Annotated in this window: 19 protein-coding genes; 9 read left to right on the top strand and 10 right to left on the bottom strand. The window is 72.8% G+C overall.

Going from position 1 to position 16,230, the window contains the following annotated elements; all coding sequences use genetic code 11:
* Positions 1–2: 2 nt before the first annotated feature.
* Genes BM290_RS03180 through BM290_RS03160 form a run of 5 tightly spaced genes read right to left on the bottom strand, consistent with a single transcriptional unit; the run spans position 3 to position 3,436 of the window.
* A complete protein-coding gene (locus BM290_RS03180; protein ID WP_093609672.1) occupies positions 3–410 on the bottom strand; it encodes a hypothetical protein in 408 nt (135 codons plus the stop codon).
* 3 nt (positions 411–413) lie between these two features.
* Positions 414–1,385 (bottom strand): hypothetical protein, encoded by a 972-nt coding sequence (locus BM290_RS03175; RefSeq protein WP_093609670.1) that lies wholly within the window; start codon positions 1,383–1,385, stop codon positions 414–416.
* Positions 1,382–1,906, bottom strand: a complete 525-nt coding sequence (locus BM290_RS03170) for a SigE family RNA polymerase sigma factor (RefSeq protein ID WP_239143276.1) — start codon at positions 1,904–1,906, stop codon at positions 1,382–1,384. Before BM290_RS03170 ends, BM290_RS03175 begins: the two co-directional genes overlap by 4 nt.
* A gap of 34 nt (positions 1,907–1,940) precedes the next feature.
* Entirely contained in the window at positions 1,941–2,870 is a 930-nt protein-coding gene (locus tag BM290_RS03165) for a hypothetical protein (RefSeq protein WP_143133593.1), read from the bottom strand.
* Positions 2,852–3,436: a DUF4232 domain-containing protein gene (locus BM290_RS03160; RefSeq protein ID WP_177319557.1), complete on the bottom strand. Its 585-nt coding sequence runs from the start codon at positions 3,434–3,436 to the stop codon at positions 2,852–2,854. Before BM290_RS03160 ends, BM290_RS03165 begins: the two co-directional genes overlap by 19 nt.
* 65 nt (positions 3,437–3,501) lie before the next feature.
* Between BM290_RS03160 and BM290_RS03155 the strand changes: the two genes are divergently transcribed.
* Positions 3,502–4,722: an MFS transporter gene (locus BM290_RS03155; RefSeq protein WP_093609662.1), complete on the top strand. Its 1,221-nt coding sequence runs from the start codon at positions 3,502–3,504 to the stop codon at positions 4,720–4,722.
* Between the two features lie 3 nt (positions 4,723–4,725).
* Here BM290_RS03155 and BM290_RS47060 read toward each other — a convergent pair whose 3' ends face one another.
* A complete protein-coding gene (locus BM290_RS47060) occupies positions 4,726–5,136 on the bottom strand; it encodes a hypothetical protein (protein ID WP_143133592.1) in 411 nt (136 codons plus the stop codon).
* On the opposite strand from BM290_RS47060, the gene BM290_RS47055 reads away from it, so the two are divergent.
* Complete coding sequence (locus BM290_RS47055) at positions 5,117–5,497, top strand: PepSY domain-containing protein (RefSeq protein ID WP_143133591.1); 381 nt, start codon at positions 5,117–5,119, stop codon at positions 5,495–5,497. The genes BM290_RS47060 and BM290_RS47055 overlap by 20 nt on opposite strands.
* Positions 5,498–5,606: 109 nt before the next feature.
* Here the strand turns inward: BM290_RS47055 and BM290_RS03145 are convergent, their stop codons facing one another.
* Together BM290_RS03145 and BM290_RS03140 are read right to left on the bottom strand one after the other, a co-directional pair.
* Positions 5,607–6,860 (bottom strand): sensor histidine kinase, encoded by a 1,254-nt coding sequence (locus tag BM290_RS03145; protein ID WP_093609658.1) that lies wholly within the window; start codon positions 6,858–6,860, stop codon positions 5,607–5,609.
* On the bottom strand, positions 6,857–7,543 hold the full coding sequence (locus tag BM290_RS03140) for a response regulator transcription factor (protein WP_093609656.1): 687 nt from the start codon (positions 7,541–7,543) through the stop codon (positions 6,857–6,859). Before BM290_RS03140 ends, BM290_RS03145 begins: the two co-directional genes overlap by 4 nt.
* Before the next feature lie 101 nt (positions 7,544–7,644).
* Here BM290_RS03140 and BM290_RS48065 point away from each other — a divergent pair, with 101 nt between their 5' ends.
* The 7 genes from BM290_RS48065 (at position 7,645) to BM290_RS03105 (ending at position 15,077) form a co-directional block, all read left to right on the top strand.
* The gene (locus BM290_RS48065) at positions 7,645–8,106 is read left to right on the top strand and encodes a hypothetical protein (protein ID WP_093609654.1); all 462 of its coding nucleotides are present in this window, start codon (positions 7,645–7,647) and stop codon (positions 8,104–8,106) included.
* 54 nt (positions 8,107–8,160) lie between these two features.
* On the top strand, positions 8,161–8,769 hold the full coding sequence (locus tag BM290_RS03130; RefSeq protein ID WP_093609652.1) for an MBL fold metallo-hydrolase: 609 nt from the start codon (positions 8,161–8,163) through the stop codon (positions 8,767–8,769).
* Positions 8,770–8,815: 46 nt separating this feature from the next.
* Positions 8,816–10,990 (top strand): hypothetical protein, encoded by a 2,175-nt coding sequence (locus tag BM290_RS03125; protein ID WP_143133590.1) that lies wholly within the window; start codon positions 8,816–8,818, stop codon positions 10,988–10,990.
* A gap of 269 nt (positions 10,991–11,259) precedes the next feature.
* Entirely contained in the window at positions 11,260–11,799 is a 540-nt protein-coding gene (locus BM290_RS03120; protein ID WP_143133589.1) for a hypothetical protein, read from the top strand.
* 13 nt (positions 11,800–11,812) lie between these two features.
* Positions 11,813–12,091 carry a hypothetical protein gene (locus BM290_RS03115; protein ID WP_093609646.1) on the top strand — a complete coding sequence of 93 codons (279 nt, stop codon included), beginning with the start codon at positions 11,813–11,815 and terminating at the stop codon, positions 12,089–12,091.
* Between the two features lie 72 nt (positions 12,092–12,163).
* Positions 12,164–14,128 carry a S8 family serine peptidase gene (locus tag BM290_RS03110; protein ID WP_093609644.1) on the top strand — a complete coding sequence of 655 codons (1,965 nt, stop codon included), beginning with the start codon at positions 12,164–12,166 and terminating at the stop codon, positions 14,126–14,128.
* A gap of 295 nt (positions 14,129–14,423) precedes the next feature.
* On the top strand, positions 14,424–15,077 hold the full coding sequence (locus tag BM290_RS03105) for a DUF3159 domain-containing protein (protein ID WP_093609936.1): 654 nt from the start codon (positions 14,424–14,426) through the stop codon (positions 15,075–15,077).
* A gap of 6 nt (positions 15,078–15,083) precedes the next feature.
* Here the strand turns inward: BM290_RS03105 and BM290_RS03100 are convergent, their stop codons facing one another.
* Together BM290_RS03100 and BM290_RS03095 are read right to left on the bottom strand one after the other, a co-directional pair.
* Positions 15,084–15,701, bottom strand: coding sequence for a hypothetical protein (locus BM290_RS03100; RefSeq protein WP_093609642.1), 618 nt, complete (start codon positions 15,699–15,701; stop codon positions 15,084–15,086).
* Positions 15,698–16,219, bottom strand: coding sequence for an RNA polymerase sigma factor (locus tag BM290_RS03095; protein ID WP_093609640.1), 522 nt, complete (start codon positions 16,217–16,219; stop codon positions 15,698–15,700). The genes BM290_RS03100 and BM290_RS03095 overlap by 4 nt, the downstream gene beginning before the upstream one ends.
* Between the last annotated feature and the right edge of the window lie 11 nt (positions 16,220–16,230).

Genomic DNA, 16,230 nt, shown 5'->3' with positions numbered 1-16,230 from the left:
CGTCACCCCGTGGCTTCGTCGGTGAGGAGCAGGCCGTCGCCGATCAGGCGTACGTCGGGGATGCGGTCGCCGGGCTCGTAGGGGACGGCGGTGAGCGACCGGGAACCGTCGACGCGCAGACGCCGGCCCGGGTGGAGGACGTGACCGTCGGCGAGCATCGCGGCGAGCTGGTTGAGGATCTGGGCGGCCTCGCCGATCCCGGCCTCCGGAACCCCCATGATCAGGTCCGGGCGACCGAACTTGATCATTCCGCGGGTGTGTACCGCATGGCCGAAACCGGTCGCCGGCTCGCTCTCGGCCACCACGCTGATCTCCCGCAGGACCGTGAACGGCCGGTACGGGTCGAGCACGCCCACGGCCCGGCCCAGCGACCAACGGATCGGTTCCGGCTCGGAGAAGCGGACGGGCACGGGTCAGCGCCGGTACGTGATGCCACCGGCGAAGGCCAGCACCTCGTCCCGGCTGAGCGGGAACCGCCCCGGATCCCAGGTCACCGTGAGCACCCGCCCGCCCAGGTCGATGACCAGCGAACCGGAGTCGAGCCGCAGCGACGCGGCACGTCCCGCGACGGTGACCCGTTCCCCGCCGCCCACGAACGGCTCGTCGGCCACGAGGACGCACAGGCCGTCGGGCTCCCGCCGCCGAGTCACGTCCCGGTCGGTGAGGCAGACCTGGTCGGGACTCTGGTACTGGGTGCTCACGCGGACCGGCAGGACGCCGAACACGAACGGCGCCAGGCTCGTCCCCGCCATCGAGCCCATGCCGCCGTCCAGCCCGCGGGCGAACCGCAGCACCTCCGCCTCGGTGTGCCGTCCGCGACTGGTCACCTGCACCCAGCCGCCGACCTCCGGCATCTGCCATCGCACCGACACATACCGGTCGCCGGGGCCCGCGCCGGCCGTACGCACGGTCGCCGGAACGCCGTTGACCTCGGTGGCGTGCTCGCCGGTCGTCTCCGCGTCCCACGCCGGATCGACCACACCGATCTCGGCGGTCAGCACGTCACCGTTCCGCTCGTACCGGAGAACCTCGTTGGGCCCCATCTGGAGGACCTCCGGCCGGGTCCCGAGATCGGCGGGCACCCACGTCGGGCGGAGCGGGAAGAACGGCGCCGGCGCCCACATGCTGCGCTCCCACCCGACCGGCAGCGAGGGAGACGCCGCCGGCAACGGTTGCGGTCGCGGCGGGTCGGCGTCGTGACGCATCAGGGGTACGGCCAGAGCCGCCACCACCACAGCGACGCCCGCCCCGCCCGCTGTCAGCCGCCGGCGGCGCACGTCACGGCGTACCCCCGAGGTCACCTCCGTCAGGAGATCGGCGGCCGGTGGCCTCGCCGCCGCGGCCCGGTCGTGCAGGGTGACCCGCAGGTCTTCCTCGAGGGTCATGGCCTCACCTCTTCGATCGTGGCGGTCGCCAGGTCGGCCCGCAGCCGGGCCAGGGCGCGGGCGGCATGCACCCGGACCGTGCTGGGCGAGCACCGGAGCACGTCGCCGATCTGCCGGTCGTCGAGATCCTCGTAGTAGCGCAGCACCATGACGGCCCGCTGCGCGCGGGTGAGCCCGCCGAGCCGGGCCCACAGCTCGTCACGCAGCGCCTGCCCCTCGGTGAAGTCACCGGCGGCGGGCTCGTCGGGAACGGTCCCGGGACGCTCCCCGCTGGACCGGCGGCGCAGCCACGACACGTGCGAGCGGACCAGCGCCGTCCGGATGTAGCGGTCCGGCTGGTCGGCCTCGATGCGCCGCCACTGGCGGTACGCCTTGACCAGCACCTCCTGCACGAGGTCCTCGCCGAGGTGCCGGTCACCGCAGATCAGATAGGCGAACCGGCGCAGCGAATCCCCGCGGGCCCGTACGTAGTCCTCGAAGCCGCTGTGCACTGCCTCTCCCGCCGCCGGTTCGTCCGTCACACCTAGGACGCGCCGGGGAGCAGGATCCGCTTACCTATCCGGCGGGTGTCGTCGCCGCGGCGAATCGGATCACGTCGTCGCGCTTCAGGCGGATGCTCTCGTCCCACTGGATCAGCAGGGTCCGCCCGCCGTCCAGGTCGATCTGCAACTCGCCACCGGTCCGGTCCTTCTGGTAACGCGCGGTGCGGCCGGCCACGGTGACCGTCTCGGCGTCCGGGAGCTGCTTGATCCGTGCGGCCGAGCGGGGCAGCTCGACGCAGAGGCCGGTGGGCGGGACCGTCCGGGCCGCCACCTCCGGCGGGGCCAGGCACATGTTCCACGGGCTCTGCTGCTGCAGGGTGAGACCGGGCGGCACCTCGGCGAACGTGAACGGCGACGACGACGGCACCGAGCCGGGCACGAGGCCGCGGGCGAACCGCAGCACCTCCTCCTCGGTCCAGCCGCCCCAGCCGTGAGCCATCATCCGGCGGCCGTCGGCGAGCTGCCAGACCACGCCCGCGAAGTTCGGCGCGGTCCGGATCGTGGCCGCCCGGCCGCCGACGTCGCCCGGGTGCTCCTCGGTGAGGGGCGCGCCCCATCGGAGGCTCTGCGTGCTCACCTCCGCGCTGAGCGTCTTGGAGCCGCCGCCGTACACGTACTGGACCGTCAGCTCCGGGCCGCTGCGGAAGACGTTCGGCTCGGCCGGGTCGCCCGGCAGGTAGGACGGTTCGAACGGGAACACCGGCGCCGACCAGTCCGGCGGGTTCCACGGCGCGGGCGGCTCGTCACGGAGCAGGCGCGGCACGAACACCAGCAGGCCCACCACCACGGCGACGGCCCCGGCGGCCGCCAGGAGACGCCGCAGCCGGATCTCACCGGGCGTCAGGTCGCCGTGCCGGTCCTCCTCGGCCGGTGTCACGGCGTCGCCGAGCTCGGCGTAGCTGCCCACAGTAGATCTTCTCCCGGTCAGGATTGACTGGTCCACGGGCTGATCGCGACCTTGCCCGTGTTGCCGGCGTCGATGTGCAACGCGAGCAGGTGCCGCGGCTGCCCGGTCTTCTCGGCGACGCTCACGAACTCGCCGACCGCCACCGTCTCCGCATCGGTCGTCAGGTTGCGCCACACCAGCAGCGCGTGGACCGTCTCACCGGGCTCGACGGTCAGCCGTGCCGGCTCGACCTGCCACGGCGGCAGGGCGGTCACCTCGCCGACACCGTGCAGGACCCGCACATCGAGCGGCTTGCGGTCCTCGTCGAGGACGCCGAGGTCCGGATAACCCATGATCTGGTACGCGTTATCGCCGCAGTTGCGCAGCCGGATCCCCACGGCGCGCAGCCCGGACGCCGCGTCCCCCTCGCCGACCGAGATTTCCCGCCCGTCGACACACCGGGGCACCGGATCGGGGAGCCGCACCGCGGACGCCGACGGCACGGGCCGGGCCGGAGTCGACCGCCCGGTCTCCGGAACGGGCACGGTGCCGGGCGGCGCACAGGCGCTGAGCAGGACCAACGCGACGATCGGCGATAGCGGGCGCAAGACGGAGATATTCATGGGTACGGGGAGGATAGCCCGGCTAAGGTGTCGGCCGTGGCCCCGAACCATGAGATGAGCGCCGGTTGAGTCAGCAGCGCGTCTACTACCTGCTCACCGCGGTTTCCGGTTTCCTGTGGACTTTCGCGTTCACCCTGCTGCTCGTCTTCCACGTGCAGGTGGCGCACCTGTCGCCGGTGCAGCTGGTGCTCGTCGGCACCGTCATGGAGATCACCTGTTTCCTCGGCGAGGTGCCGACAGGAGTGCTCGCGGATGCCCGGTCGCGCACTCTGTCCGTACAACTAGGGCTGATTTTGATCGGTCTTTCGCTGTTGTTGCAGGGTGGTCTGCCGACGTTCGGCTGGATCCTGGCGGCGCAGGTCGTGTGGGGGATCGGGTACACGTTCACGTCCGGGGCGATCGAGGCGTGGATCGCCGACGAGGTGGGCGAGGAGCGGCTGACCCACGTGTTCCTGCGCGGGCAACGGCTGGAGCTGGGCGCGATGGTCCTCGGATCGGCCGCCGCGGGTGCGGTCGGGCTGCTCGGCCTGCGGCTGCCGATGCTCCTCGCCGGTGTCGGCTATCTCCTGCTCGCCGTGGTCCTCGTGGCACTGATGCGGGAACCGCGCTTCCGGCCGGCCGCCGCGGACGAGCGCCTCACCTTCGGCCTGATGCGGGCCACCTTCACAGCCGGCGTGCGGCAGGCCCGGCAGCGGCCGCTGGTCCGCTCGTTCCTGCTGGTCAGCCTGCTCGTCGGGCTGTCCGGGGAGGCGTTCGACAGGCTGTGGACGGCGCACCTGCTGGACGTCTTCGCGCTGCCGCCGGTGCTCGGGGTGTCGTCCCCGGCCGTCTGGTTCGCCGGGCTGGCCATCGTCGGCCAGCTGATCGGGCTGGGCGCCAACTACGCCGTCGAACGAGCGGGGCTGACCGAATCCGGTCACCTGCCCCGGCTGCTGACGATCCTCGTGCTCGTGCAGGTCGCCGGGATGATCGGCTTCGCCCTCGCCGGGGCGCTGTGGGCGGCGGTCGGCGCGCTGTGGGCCCGCAACGCGGCGCGGGCGCTGTCCGGGCCGCTCGAATCCGCCTGGCTGAACCGGGGAATCGACTCGTCCACCCGCGCCACAGTGCTCTCCGTGAACAGCCAGTTCGACGCGATCGGGCAGGTCGCGGGCGGGCCGCCGCTCGGTGCGCTGGCCGGGCGGACGTCCATCCCGGTCGCGTTGCTGGTGTCCGCCGGTCTGCTGGCGCCGGCCGCCTGGATCTTCGCACGGCTCGGCCGGAGGACCGCGGCGTTAGCGCGGCCTTAACGTTCACACAGCGCGCCCATAGTGATCTTCCCGCGATTGTTCTCCCGGTCCGGAACACCGGACGCACGAACCGTCGAAGGGAAGAACGATGAAGCTCAAGAAGAACATGGCCGCGGTGATGATGACTGCCTGTGTGGTGGCGGCCCTCGGATTCGGTGGCGTCGCGTTCGCCTCCGGCGGCTCCGACGACATCCGCCCGTCGGCGTCGGCCGGCCCGTCGCCCACCGCCGACGACTCGGTGGACGTGTCCCCGTCCCCGTCTCCCTCCTCGTCCTCTCCCACCTTTTCCGCTTCCCCCTCCGATGACTCGTCCCCGTCTCCCTCCTCGTCCTCTCCCTCCTCTTCCGCTTCCCCCTCCGATGACTCGTCCTCGTCGTCCGCAGGCGGGACGGCGGTGACGGCTTCGCAGGCCAAGTTGATCGCGATCCGGGCGGCCGGCGGTGGACGGGTCGAATCCGTCGAACGCGAGACCGAGCACGGCCGCCTGGTCTGGGACGTCGACGTGATCGTCAACGGCGTCGAGCACGACATCGACGTGGACGCCGCCACCGGCGAGGTGACCCGCCACCGCACCGACGGCTCCCGCGGCCGCAGCGGCAGCGGCAGCGACGACCGTAGCCGCGGCAGCTCCGGCAGCGACGACCGTGGTCGTGGCAGCGACGACCGGGGCAGCGACGACCGGGGTCGTGACGACAGCGGCAGCCACCACGGCCGGGGAAGCGACGACAAGGGCGGCGACGACAAGGGCGGCCGAGGCCGCGGCAGCGACGACTGACCTCCCCCCGATCCGGCCCCGCCTCCCCGCGGGGCCGGTCCCGCTCCGCCGCTCGAGCCGGCCGGGGGCTGGTTGTGGCTGCTTGGAGGGGAGCCGGCCGGCGGCGGGATCAGGGGGCGGTGAGAGTCAGGCGGATCACGGCGCCGGGTGTGCCCGGCGGGCTCAGGTCGAAGGCAGCCGCCACCTGGCGGGCGATGTCCAGGCCCAGCCCCGTCGAGCCACCCCCGGAGGCCCCCCGCCCGGTGGCGAGCGCCGCCGGAAACCCCGGCCCGTCGTCGGCGACGGTCAGCACCGCCCCGCCCTCCGGCAGGGCGGCGAGGCCGACCGACAGCGCCGTCCCGTCCGGCGTGTGCGCGAACACGTTGCCGAGCAGCGCGTCCAGCGCCGCCGCCAGATCGTCGGCGGGCACCGCGACCGGGGCCGGCCCGGACGGCAGCTCCTGGTGGAGGGCCCGCCCGGTGTCCTCGGCCAGCACGGCCCAGAACGCGACCCGCGCGGCGACCACCGCCGTGGCGTCGCAGCCGGCGAGCCGGACGGGGGCGTCGGCCCGGCGGGTCTGCTGGATGACCGAGGTGACGGCGCGGGCCAGTTGATCGGTGGCGGCCGCGACCCGGGCCGACTCGTCGGCGTCACGCAGCGACTCGGCTTCCAGCCGGAGCGCGGTGAGCGGCGTGCGCAGCCGGTGCGACAGGTCGGCGACCCGTTCGCGTTCGGCGGCGAGCAGGTCCTGGATGCGGCCGGCGAGATGGTTGAGCGCCCCCGCGACCTCGCGTAGTTCGGGTGGCCCGGACTCCTCGGCGCGGGCGGTCAGCTCCGCGCCGGCCAGGCGGTGCGAGACGGCGGAGAGTTCACTGATCGGCCGGATGATGGCGCGGGCCAGACGGTCGGCGACGAACAGGCCGAGCAGCACCAGGGTGACGCCGAGGGCGGCGAGCGTGGCCCAGGCGCGGGTGACGCCGCGGGTCAGCTCGGCCTCGGTGACCAGGGTGCGGATCACCACGGTGGCGCCGCCCGCGCCGACGACCGGCACGACCAGTTCCCGGCCGGCGGCGGTGGCGACGGTCAGCGAGCCGTGCCGGGCGGCGGCGAGGAGCACGGCGGGGGTGGGTTCGGCGGGGGCGCCGAGGACGTCGCCGTCCGGCAGGAAGACCGTGACGGGTACGGTCTGCGCCTCCACCGTGAGCCGCAGCGCCCCGGTGTCCCCGGTGGCGGCGAGCGGCACGATCGACTGGACGACGTCGTCGGCGCGGCCCAGCGCCCGATCCTGCGCGACCTGCCGGATCAGCACCGCGAGCGGCACCAGGAAGGCCAGCAGCATGAGCACCGTCGTCGCCGCGACCAGCAGCGTCAGCCGGGCTCTCACGCCGGCTCGCTGAGCTTGACGCCGACCCCGCGGACGGTGTGCAGGTAGCGGGGCTCCTGCGCGGTCTCGCCTAGTTTGCGGCGCAGCCACGACAGGTGCACGTCGACGGTCTTGTCGGCCCCGCCGTACGGCACCTGCCACACCTCGCTGAGCAGCTCCCGCTTGGTGACCACCTGCCCGGCCCGCAGCGCCAGATGATGCAGCAGGTCGAACTCACGCGGGGTCAGCTCGACGCCGGTGCCGTCCAGAGTGACCGTGCGGGCGGCCGGGTCGATGCGCAGCCCGCCCACCTCGAGGACCGGGGCGGCCTCGGCGCCGCCACCCCCGCCGCGCCGGAGCACCGCCCGGACCCGCGCGTCGAGCTGGGCGGCGGTGAACGGTTTCACCACGTAGTCGTCGGCGCCCGCGTCGAGCAGGCGCACCATCTCGGTCTCCTCGTCGCGGGCGGTCGCCACGATCACCGGGATCCGGCTGACCGCGCGGAGCATGCGCAGCAGTTCCCGCCCGTCGAGGTCGGGCAGGCCCAGGTCGAGCACGATCAGGTCGGGCCGTTCGGCGAGGGCGGTCTGCAGTCCCTCCATCGCCGCGGCGGCCGCCGCCACGGCGTGCCCGCGGTCCCGCAGCGCGCGCAGCAGGGTGGTACGGATCGCCGGGTCGTCCTCGATGAGCAGGAGTCTCGCCACGGCTGCACGGTAGCCCCTGAGCCGGGCGGATCCACCGTTCTTAACCTTCCCTTAGCGGTGTCCGGTGCCCGGCTTAGCGTCCGGCGGCGGATAGTGACCGGGTGCGACTCATCGACCGGCTGGGCCGGCTTCCCCTGGTCATCGTCCTGGGCTGGATCGTCGCGGCGTTCCTCGCGGTGATGGTCGGCGTGGTCGGGATCGGCCTGGTCGGCTCGGGTCTGCTGACGCCCCGGCAGGGCGCCGCGGTCACCGAGGAGGAGGTCCGGCAGGCGCTGGAGGAGACCTCGGCGGAACCGTCGTCGTCGCGGCTGCCGTCGCCGTCCCCGTCCTCGCCCCCGTCGCCGGACCAGGGCACGGCCCGGTCCTTCCCGACGGCGGGCGGCATCGTGGTCGCCGAGTGCGACCGGATCCTGTCCCTGTCGCCGGCCCAGGGGTTCGAGGTGCACGAGCAGGACGACGACGAGGGCGAGTTCCGGGCGGTCCGCGGCCGTGACCGGGTGAAGGTCGAGCTGACCGGGTGCGATCAGGGGACGCCGCGGCTGCGGATCCGGGCCGACGACTGATCAGCGTTCGCGGGTGCCGCTTCCCCGCCGGCGCGTGTGGCGGACAATCGGAGCATGCTGCGTGTGGATCACGGTGTCGTCTCCGGCACCTTCAGCCTGGACGGTCAGACCTTCGACGTCGACAACAACATCTGGGTGGTCGGCGACGACGACGAATGTGTGGTGATCGACGCCCCGCACGACGTGGACGCGATCCTCGCGGTGGTGGGGGAGCGCCGGCTGGTGGCGATCGTCTGCACCCACGCCCACGACGACCACGTCCGGGTCGCGCCCGAGCTGCGCGAGCGGACCGGCGCGCCGATCCTGCTGCACCCGGCGGAGTGGCCGCTGTGGGAGCTGACCCACGGCCGTGACGTGTGGTGGAACATCGATCTCGCCGACGGCGCCCGGATCGAGGTGGCCGGGTCGACGCTGGAGGTGCTGCACACGCCGGGTCACGCTCCGGGCGCGGTCTGCCTCTACGCGGCCGAGCTGGGCGAGGTCTTCACCGGTGACACGCTGTTCAACGGCGGCCCGGGCGCGACCGGCCGGTCGTACTCGGATGCCGATCTGATCGTCGACTCGATCCGGAAGCGGCTGTTCGCGCTGCCTCCGTCGACGGTGGTGCACACCGGCCACGGCGACGACACGACGATCGAGGCGGAGGCGTCCCGGCTTCAGTAGCACCCTGCCCCTACCATCGGCGTCACGTCGACAGGGAGGGGAATCGATGTCCGGCCGCGGTCGACTGCTGCGCTCCCTGTTGACCGCGGACGTGCTCCTCCGCCTGGCCGCCGTGGTGCTGGCCGGGCTGATCGTGATCCGCTCGCTGCTCGCCGGCGCCGCCGGTCTCTGGTCGATCGTGCTGGTCCTGGCGTCGGCGGCGGCCTTGTGGGCGCTGCTGCGGCTCGGCGTGCGGGTACGGTCGGTGCTGGCCGACGCGACCGCCGACGCGCCGAGCCTGCCGTCGTTCATCGCCGACCGCCCCCGCTCCCGGCTCGCCGCGATCCTCGCCCTGCTGGTGCTGATCGTGCACGCCGGCATCACCGGTTATGTCGGGGTCTGGACCATCCTGGTGACCGTGGCGCTGGCCGCGATCGCCACCCTGCTCAGCCCCAACCTGCGGCTGGTCCTGGTGCTCGGCACCACGGCCGTGGTCTTCGCCGCGGCGACCGTCTTCGTGGCCACGTTCTTCCAGGGCAGCACCGAGGCCCGCGCGCTGGCCGTGTCGCTGGCCGCGGTGATCCTGCCGGTGCTCGTCTCCGACAAGCTGGTGGGCCTCTTCAAGCAGCCCGCCCTGACGATCACGCATCAGGCGGTGCTGGCCGTGCTGACGCTGCTGCTCGGCTATCTCGGCTGGACCCGCGCGGACTGGCTGCCCGGCGTCATGCACAACTGCTACACGCTGCCCACCTCGACCGGCATCACCGTGCTGCGGGCGACCGCCGACGGCACCCGCTGCTACGGCCTGCTGGACACCGCCGACGCCGGGGTGTTCGCCGCGACCGCCTTCGGCCGCGACCCGGTCACCACCGCGCTGGAGCGCCGTATCCTGGCCGCCAACAGGCCGCTGGAGCCCGCCGACCTGACGGTGGTCTGGCTGGGCGCGCTCTCCTGCGACCCGCCGCCCGGCGGGGGGACCGGCTGTGCGGACGGCCGCGACTACCCGTCCGAACGCGATCAGCTGCGGGCCATGCTCTTCGCCCAGAAGCACATCGAGGACACCACCGATCACCGCCTGCACGTGGTGATCGCCGACGCCACCCAGGACGTCCGGCACGCCGGCGACATCGCCAAGATGATCATCGAGCAGCGTGACGCGCTCGGCCCGCGGCTCGTGGTGATCGGCGGCGGCGACAGCCGGGACACCACGCAGACCGCGATCAGCAGCCTGCTCGGCGCCGGGATCCCGTTCATCGCCCCGAACCTGCTGGCCGACTTCGGCGCGCCCGGCCGCCCGTTCGTCGACCGGGCCGGCTACCTGCAGCTGGCGCCGCCCAATCTGGAGTACGCCACGGACACCGCGGTCCGCCTCTCCGACGAGTTCCCGGACGGCTACCGCCTCGACATCTACCAGCAGCCCAACGCCACCGACCTCTACACCACGTCGCTGGTCAACGACCTGCTGGCCGCGGTCGCGCCGAACGACAGGGCCAGCACCCGGCACCTCCCGGCGCTGGACCGGATCGACGAGACGATCTGCGACGACACCGACGGCCCGCCCACTGTCGTCTACTTCGCCGACCGCTGGACCCGGTTCGCCGACTTCGTCCAGCGGATCAAGGAGGTGTGCGGCCACGCCCGCCCGCGCCTGGTGATCGCCGACGGCTCGGTCAGCCGGTTCATGGCCAACTACCAGATGCGTGCGGTGAGCATGGCCGACTGGCCGGTCGACTACTACGTCGGCGGTCCGGGCTGCTCCGCGCTCACCGAGTCGTCGCTGACCGTCCTCACCGGCCAGATCCAGCATTTCCACGACCTGTTCGGGATGGCGAAGGAGGACCGTTTCACCTGCGCCGACCGGGCGCCGGAGGCCGCCGCGAGCGGCGAGTTGCGCGACGCCTGCACGCTCGACGCCGCCGCGAAGATGACGAGCCAGCCCTGCCTGCCCAACGACCTGGGCGGATTCCTGCTGCCGGCCTGGGACGCGGTCGTCCTCGCCGACGCGCTGCTGCCGAACACCGGCCGCGACAGCCGGCCCGCGCCCGCCGACTATCTGGCCGGCCTGAAGGTCACCGATCTGCAGCTGTCCACGACCGGCTCGATGGCCACGGTCACCGGTGGCCGGCTGGTCAAGGCGACCGTCCCGGTGCTTCTCTGGCACGTCGACCCGCTCAACGACCCGGCCCGCGTCTGGGAGCGGCCCAGCCCCACCCTGCTGCTTCCGGCGGAGAAGACCCCTTAGGGGTACGGTCCACCCCGCCCGCCGAACCACCCACTCCCGGGCCTACCTCGCGACGCGGGCGTCCGGTCCCGCCCGTCAGCGCGCCTTTCGGGCGAAGGCGTTCGGTTGCGGCCTCACCCCCGGGCAGCGCGTCCAGTGTCCTCGCCCGGTGCCGTCGGCGCTGGGTTTTCCCGGACTCCCGAGACGGTCCGAAATGTTTCGAATACGTTGCGTTTCGGCACGCGGGCAGGTCATCGGGGATCCGCCCGCAGACCGAGGGGAGACATTCCATGAGCACGGCGACGTACGCACCGACCAATCCGGCGACCTCGCTCGGAGATCCGATGCGCTCCGGGTTCGGGCTCGACCCGCAGATGGGGCAGTACGGGCAGCAGTACGGCCAGTTGAGCGCCGCGCACCTGTACCAGCAGAACCCGCTCCAGAGCCTGTTGCAGCAGCAGAGCCCGTTCCAGGGTTCGTTCCAGCAGCAGAACCCGCTTCAGGGTCTGTTGCAGCAGCAGAGCCCGTTCCAGCAGCAGAGCCCGTTCCAGCAGCAGAATCCGTTCCAGCAGCAGAACCCGTTCCAGCAGCAGCAGCTCCAGCAGGCGATCGCCCAGCACGTGCAGCAGACCATCGCCCAGCAGGTGCAGCAGGCACAGATCCAGCAGGCCATCGTGCAGCAGGTGCAGCAGCAGCAGATCCAGCAGGCGATCGCCCACCAGATCCAGCAGCAGATGATCCAGCAGGCCATCGCCCGGCACTGGCAGCAGGGCCACCCCGGCGCCTACGGCGGCTTCGGCTCGCCGTACGGCCAGCAGATGTGGAACTGACCCGGAGCCGGCCGTGACCTACATCAGCACGATGCCGTTCGGGCCTTTCGTGGCGGAACCTCCCGTCGAGGCGATGCGGCAACCGGCGGCTGCGAGCATTCAGCGGTGCTACCGCTGGCTGGAGGCGGCCTCACCGGTCCTGCCGCAGGTCGCGGCCCTGGCGCCGGGCCTGGTCACGGCCGTTCAGCAGTACGCGGCACAGCAGTACGCGGCCAGCCTGCACCAATCGGTCGCGGTGCTCCAGACGGTGCAGCATCTGCGCGCCACCGTCCCGGGCCTGCCCGCTCTGTAACGCATCGAACCACCGCGGCCGGATCCGCTCACCGGATCCGGCCGCACCCTCACGAACCGAATCGAGTCTTCGATGACCGACCACAACTCCGCCGTCCCGGTCGGCTCGCGGCGCGAGCGCTACCTGGTGGCGCCGCTCGGCGCCCCGCACGAGGCCGACCACCTCCTCGCCCGGCTGGGCGAGGACCCCGCCACCACCGTCCACCGTGTCGTCTCCACCGCGCCCAGCTTCGCCGTGGTCGAGATGGACGCCGACCGGGCCGCCATGCTCACCGCCTCCGGCGCCGCCCACGTCGAACCGGACCTGCCGCTGCGCTGCGCGAGCCCGATGCCCGACCCGTCCGTCTCGCCGTCCGGCGGCGTCGCCCGGGTCCCGTTCCTGGTCACCGGCAGCGACGGCCGCCCCCTGGAGGGCGCCGAGATCTACCTGATGAACGAGACGTTCCTGCTGCGCGGGGTGACCGCCCAGGACGGCACCGTGACGATCGACGCCCCGGCCGGAGTGCTGCACGCCCTCGACGGGGTGCACGTCAAACCCCGTCAGGACTACTGGGCGGTCTGGCTGGGCCGTCCCGAACTGACCGCCGACGCGCCCAACCTGGTGACCTGCCCGTCGTTCGCCGAGACGTTCCCCGGGTTCCCGCAGCGGCCGCTGGACGGCTGGGCGCGCCGGGCCATGCGGTTCGACGCCCTCCCGCCGACGTTCCGCGGCGACGGGATACGCATCGCGATCGTCGACTCCGGCGCCTCCGTCGAACACCCCGACCTCGCCGGCCGGGTCGTCGGCGAACGCGACCAGTGGGAGGACCCGCTCGGCCACGGCACCCACGTCGCCGGCATCATCGGCGGCGCCGACGACGGCCACGGCATCGTCGGCGTGGTCCCGGAAGCGGTGCTGCACTCCTACCGGGTTCTGCCGGACGGCCGGTTCAGCGATCTGATCGAGGCGATCGACAGGTGCATCGCCGACAACGTCGACGTCATCAACCTCAGCCTCGGCAACGCGCAGCCGTCACCCCTGGTGGCCCGCCGCATCGAACAGGCCCGCCAGGCCGGGATCGCCTGCGTGGCGGCGGCCGGCAGCTCCGGCGGCCCGGTCATGTTCCCGGCGTCGCTGCCGACGGTGCTGGCGGTCGCGGCGATCGGCCGGCTCGGCGATTACCCGCCGGAGAGCTACCACGCCACCCGGGTGTACGGCGTACCCACCGTCGAGGGCTACTTCTCCGCGTCGTTCACCTGCCACGGCCCGGAGATCGACGTGTGCGCGCCCGGAGTGGCGATCGTGTCGTCGGTCCCGGCCGCCGGATACGCCGCCTGGGACGGCACGTCGTGCGCCGCCCCGTACGTGACCGGCCTCGCCGCCCTGCTGCTCGCCCACCACCCCGACTTCCGGGGCGCGGCCCGCGACAGCGCCCGCGTGGACCACCTGTTCGAGCTGATCCGCGGAAGCTGCCGCCCGCTGCCGTTGGGCGACCCGACCCGCAGCGGCGCCGGCCTTCCCGACGCGGTCGCCGCCCTCGGCCTGGTCCCACCGGTCACCACGAGCCCACCGGCCCACCCCATCCTGGCCGAACTCTGGACCATGATGGCCCAGTCCGGCCTCATCCCGGTCAGCGTCCCCACCGTGGCCCACGCCCACTTCGCCCAGCTGCCCCCGCCGATACCCACCCACCTGCCGCCCCCCATGGCCACCCACCTGGCCACCCCGCCGGCCCCCCACTTCAGCACCTCGCCGGCCGGCCCGTTCCCGTTCGGCACCTCCGCGGGCCCACCGATGACCGGCCCGTTCGCCACTCCCGCGGGTTCACCGCTGGGTGGCCCGTTCGGCGCTTCGACAGGTTCGCCGATGGGCGGCTCGTTCGCCGCCTCCACCGGATCACCGACGGATTTCCCGACCCACTTCGACGGCGGCGAGCCGGCACAGGACGGTGACAAGAACCGACCGAGCCGAATCACCCTGACCGCCCCGGCAGGCGAACCACTCGACCCGCTCCGCGCCGCCATGCGTTCAGCGGGCCTGCTACCCCAAACCCACTGAGGATCACCCCCGCCGGCCCGCACAGCTGTTTGACCCGCGTTGAAACGGCTCTGTCCGCCGGCCGGGAAGACCCCGGCTGTTTCGCGGCGGCCGTTACGACCCCGGGTGGCTGGCCGCCGCCCGGCCGGCACCCACGGCTGTTTCAGGCTGTGACAGCGCTGGCCGGCAGGCGGCGGGCGGCTGTTGGTGGGCGGGTGGGCGTACGAGGAGAAGGGGTGAGAGACACGCCCACCTGACGTCGACGGAGCCGGACGCGCGGGTTAGGCTGCCCTAACCTCACAAGGGGCGGGTGGACATGGCGCAGCCGGAATCGCTGGCGGAGTTGCTGAACGGGCGACGGGCGGCGGTGGATGCCTCGTTGCCCGCGGTCGGGTTCGGGGGTGGGTGGCTGGCCTTCGGTGAGTCGATCTGGGGCGGGGCCGTCTCGGCGGTGGTCGTGGCGATCGGGTTGTCGGTCTGGCGGCTGCGTAAAGGGGATAAACCGCGCGCTGTGCTGATCGGGCTGTTCGTGGTGTGTGTGGCCGCGCTGATCGCGCTCCACACCGGGCGGGCGGAGGATTTCTTCCTGTTGCAGCTGCTCAGCAACGGGGCCAGCGCGCTCGCCTGGATCATCAGCATCGTCATGCGGTGGCCTCTGCTGGGCGTCGTCGTCGGTACGGTGCTCGGGCAGCGGACCCGGTGGCGGCGTGATCCCGTGCTGCTCAAGGCGTATTCGCGGGGCAGCTGGGTGTGGGTCGTGCAGTATGTGATCCGGCTTGCCGTGTTCGTGCCGCTCTATCAGGCCGGGCAGATCGCCGCTCTCGCGACGGCGCGGGTGGCGTTGTCCGGGCCGCTGGTCGCCGCGTGCCTGGCGGTGAGCTGGTGGGTGATCCGCCGTAACCTGCCGGCGGACCACCCGGGCCTGCGTCATCCGGTGACCGGCGACGAGCCGGCGCCAACCGCGTCGTAGGACGGCTCAGAAGGCCTTCTCGTAGAGTTCGCGCAGCCCGATCGCGTCGGCCTCACCGCTGTAGCCGCAGATCAGGATGCTGCCGTCGGCGGCCGAGACGAGATAGTCCGTGCCTTTCTCGAACTTTCCGCTGCCGAGCATGGTCTCGGACGTCTCACCCTCCTGGGCGACGGTGACCCGGTCGGCCGGCCGACCCCGGAAGACGCGGGTGACGCTCAAGGTGACCTGACCGTTTTCGATCGTCTCCACCGTTCCTTCGAAGGCGAAGTCGGCGGACTCGGCGAGACGCTGCGGTTCCGGCGCCCGGCACTTGGCCTGCGCGCCGGAGGCGGTGAGGGAGACGACCGCCGCCGAGGCGGCCGGGCCGGGGGAGACGACGGCTGCCGACGCTGTCGTAGTGGGCGCGGCCACCGGGTTGATCGGAGTTGATGGCCTGGTCACCGCCCAGGCGGCACCGCCGGCGATCAGGACCAGCGCGGCGGCGACGGGCAGCGCCCACCGTCGGGTGTTGCGGGACATGGCTTCCTCCACGAGTCGCGCGACCTGGGCGGGGGATGCCGGTTCCAGCGATGCGGCCGGGTCGGTACGCCGCAGTCGGGCCCGCAGATCGTCGTCGTCGGTCACGGCCGGCTCCCCTCTGTCGACTCCTCATGTCCGGATGCGGTCATGGTCTTTCGCAGTTTTTCCTTGGCCCGGTGCAGCCGGATCGACGCCGCGTTGGCGGTGATGCCGAGGACGACGGCGATGCCGGCGGGGGCCAGGTCCTCCCACGCCCACAGCCGCAGGATCTCGGCTTCCTCGGGCCGGAGCCGGCGCAGGGCCGCGGCCAGGTCGTCGTCGGCGGGGCCCGGGCCGTCGACGATCTGCGGTGGCGGGTCGAGCCGGGAGATCCGGGCGAGCAGCCGGAACTGGCGGCGCTGTCCGCGTTCGGCGTTGGCCAGGCAGAGGCGGGCCACGCCGTACGCCCAGGGCAGGTGTTCGGCCGGCATCTCGTCGAGCCGGCGCCAGCAGATCAGCAGCGTCTCGGAGAGCACGTCGTCGGCGGTCGCCGGGTCGGTGCGCCGGGCCAGGTAGCGCCGGACCGCGTCGATCACCGCCGGCGCCAGGGTCTCGAACCGCGCCCGGCGCGAGTCCACGTTCACGGGGTCCACCC

The organism is Actinoplanes philippinensis, assembly GCF_900113015.1.
Classification (GTDB): Bacteria; Actinomycetota; Actinomycetes; order Mycobacteriales; family Micromonosporaceae; genus Actinoplanes; species Actinoplanes philippinensis.
The sequence above is the reverse complement of the archived record's forward strand: the minus strand, read 5'-3'. Positions and strand labels throughout refer to the sequence as shown.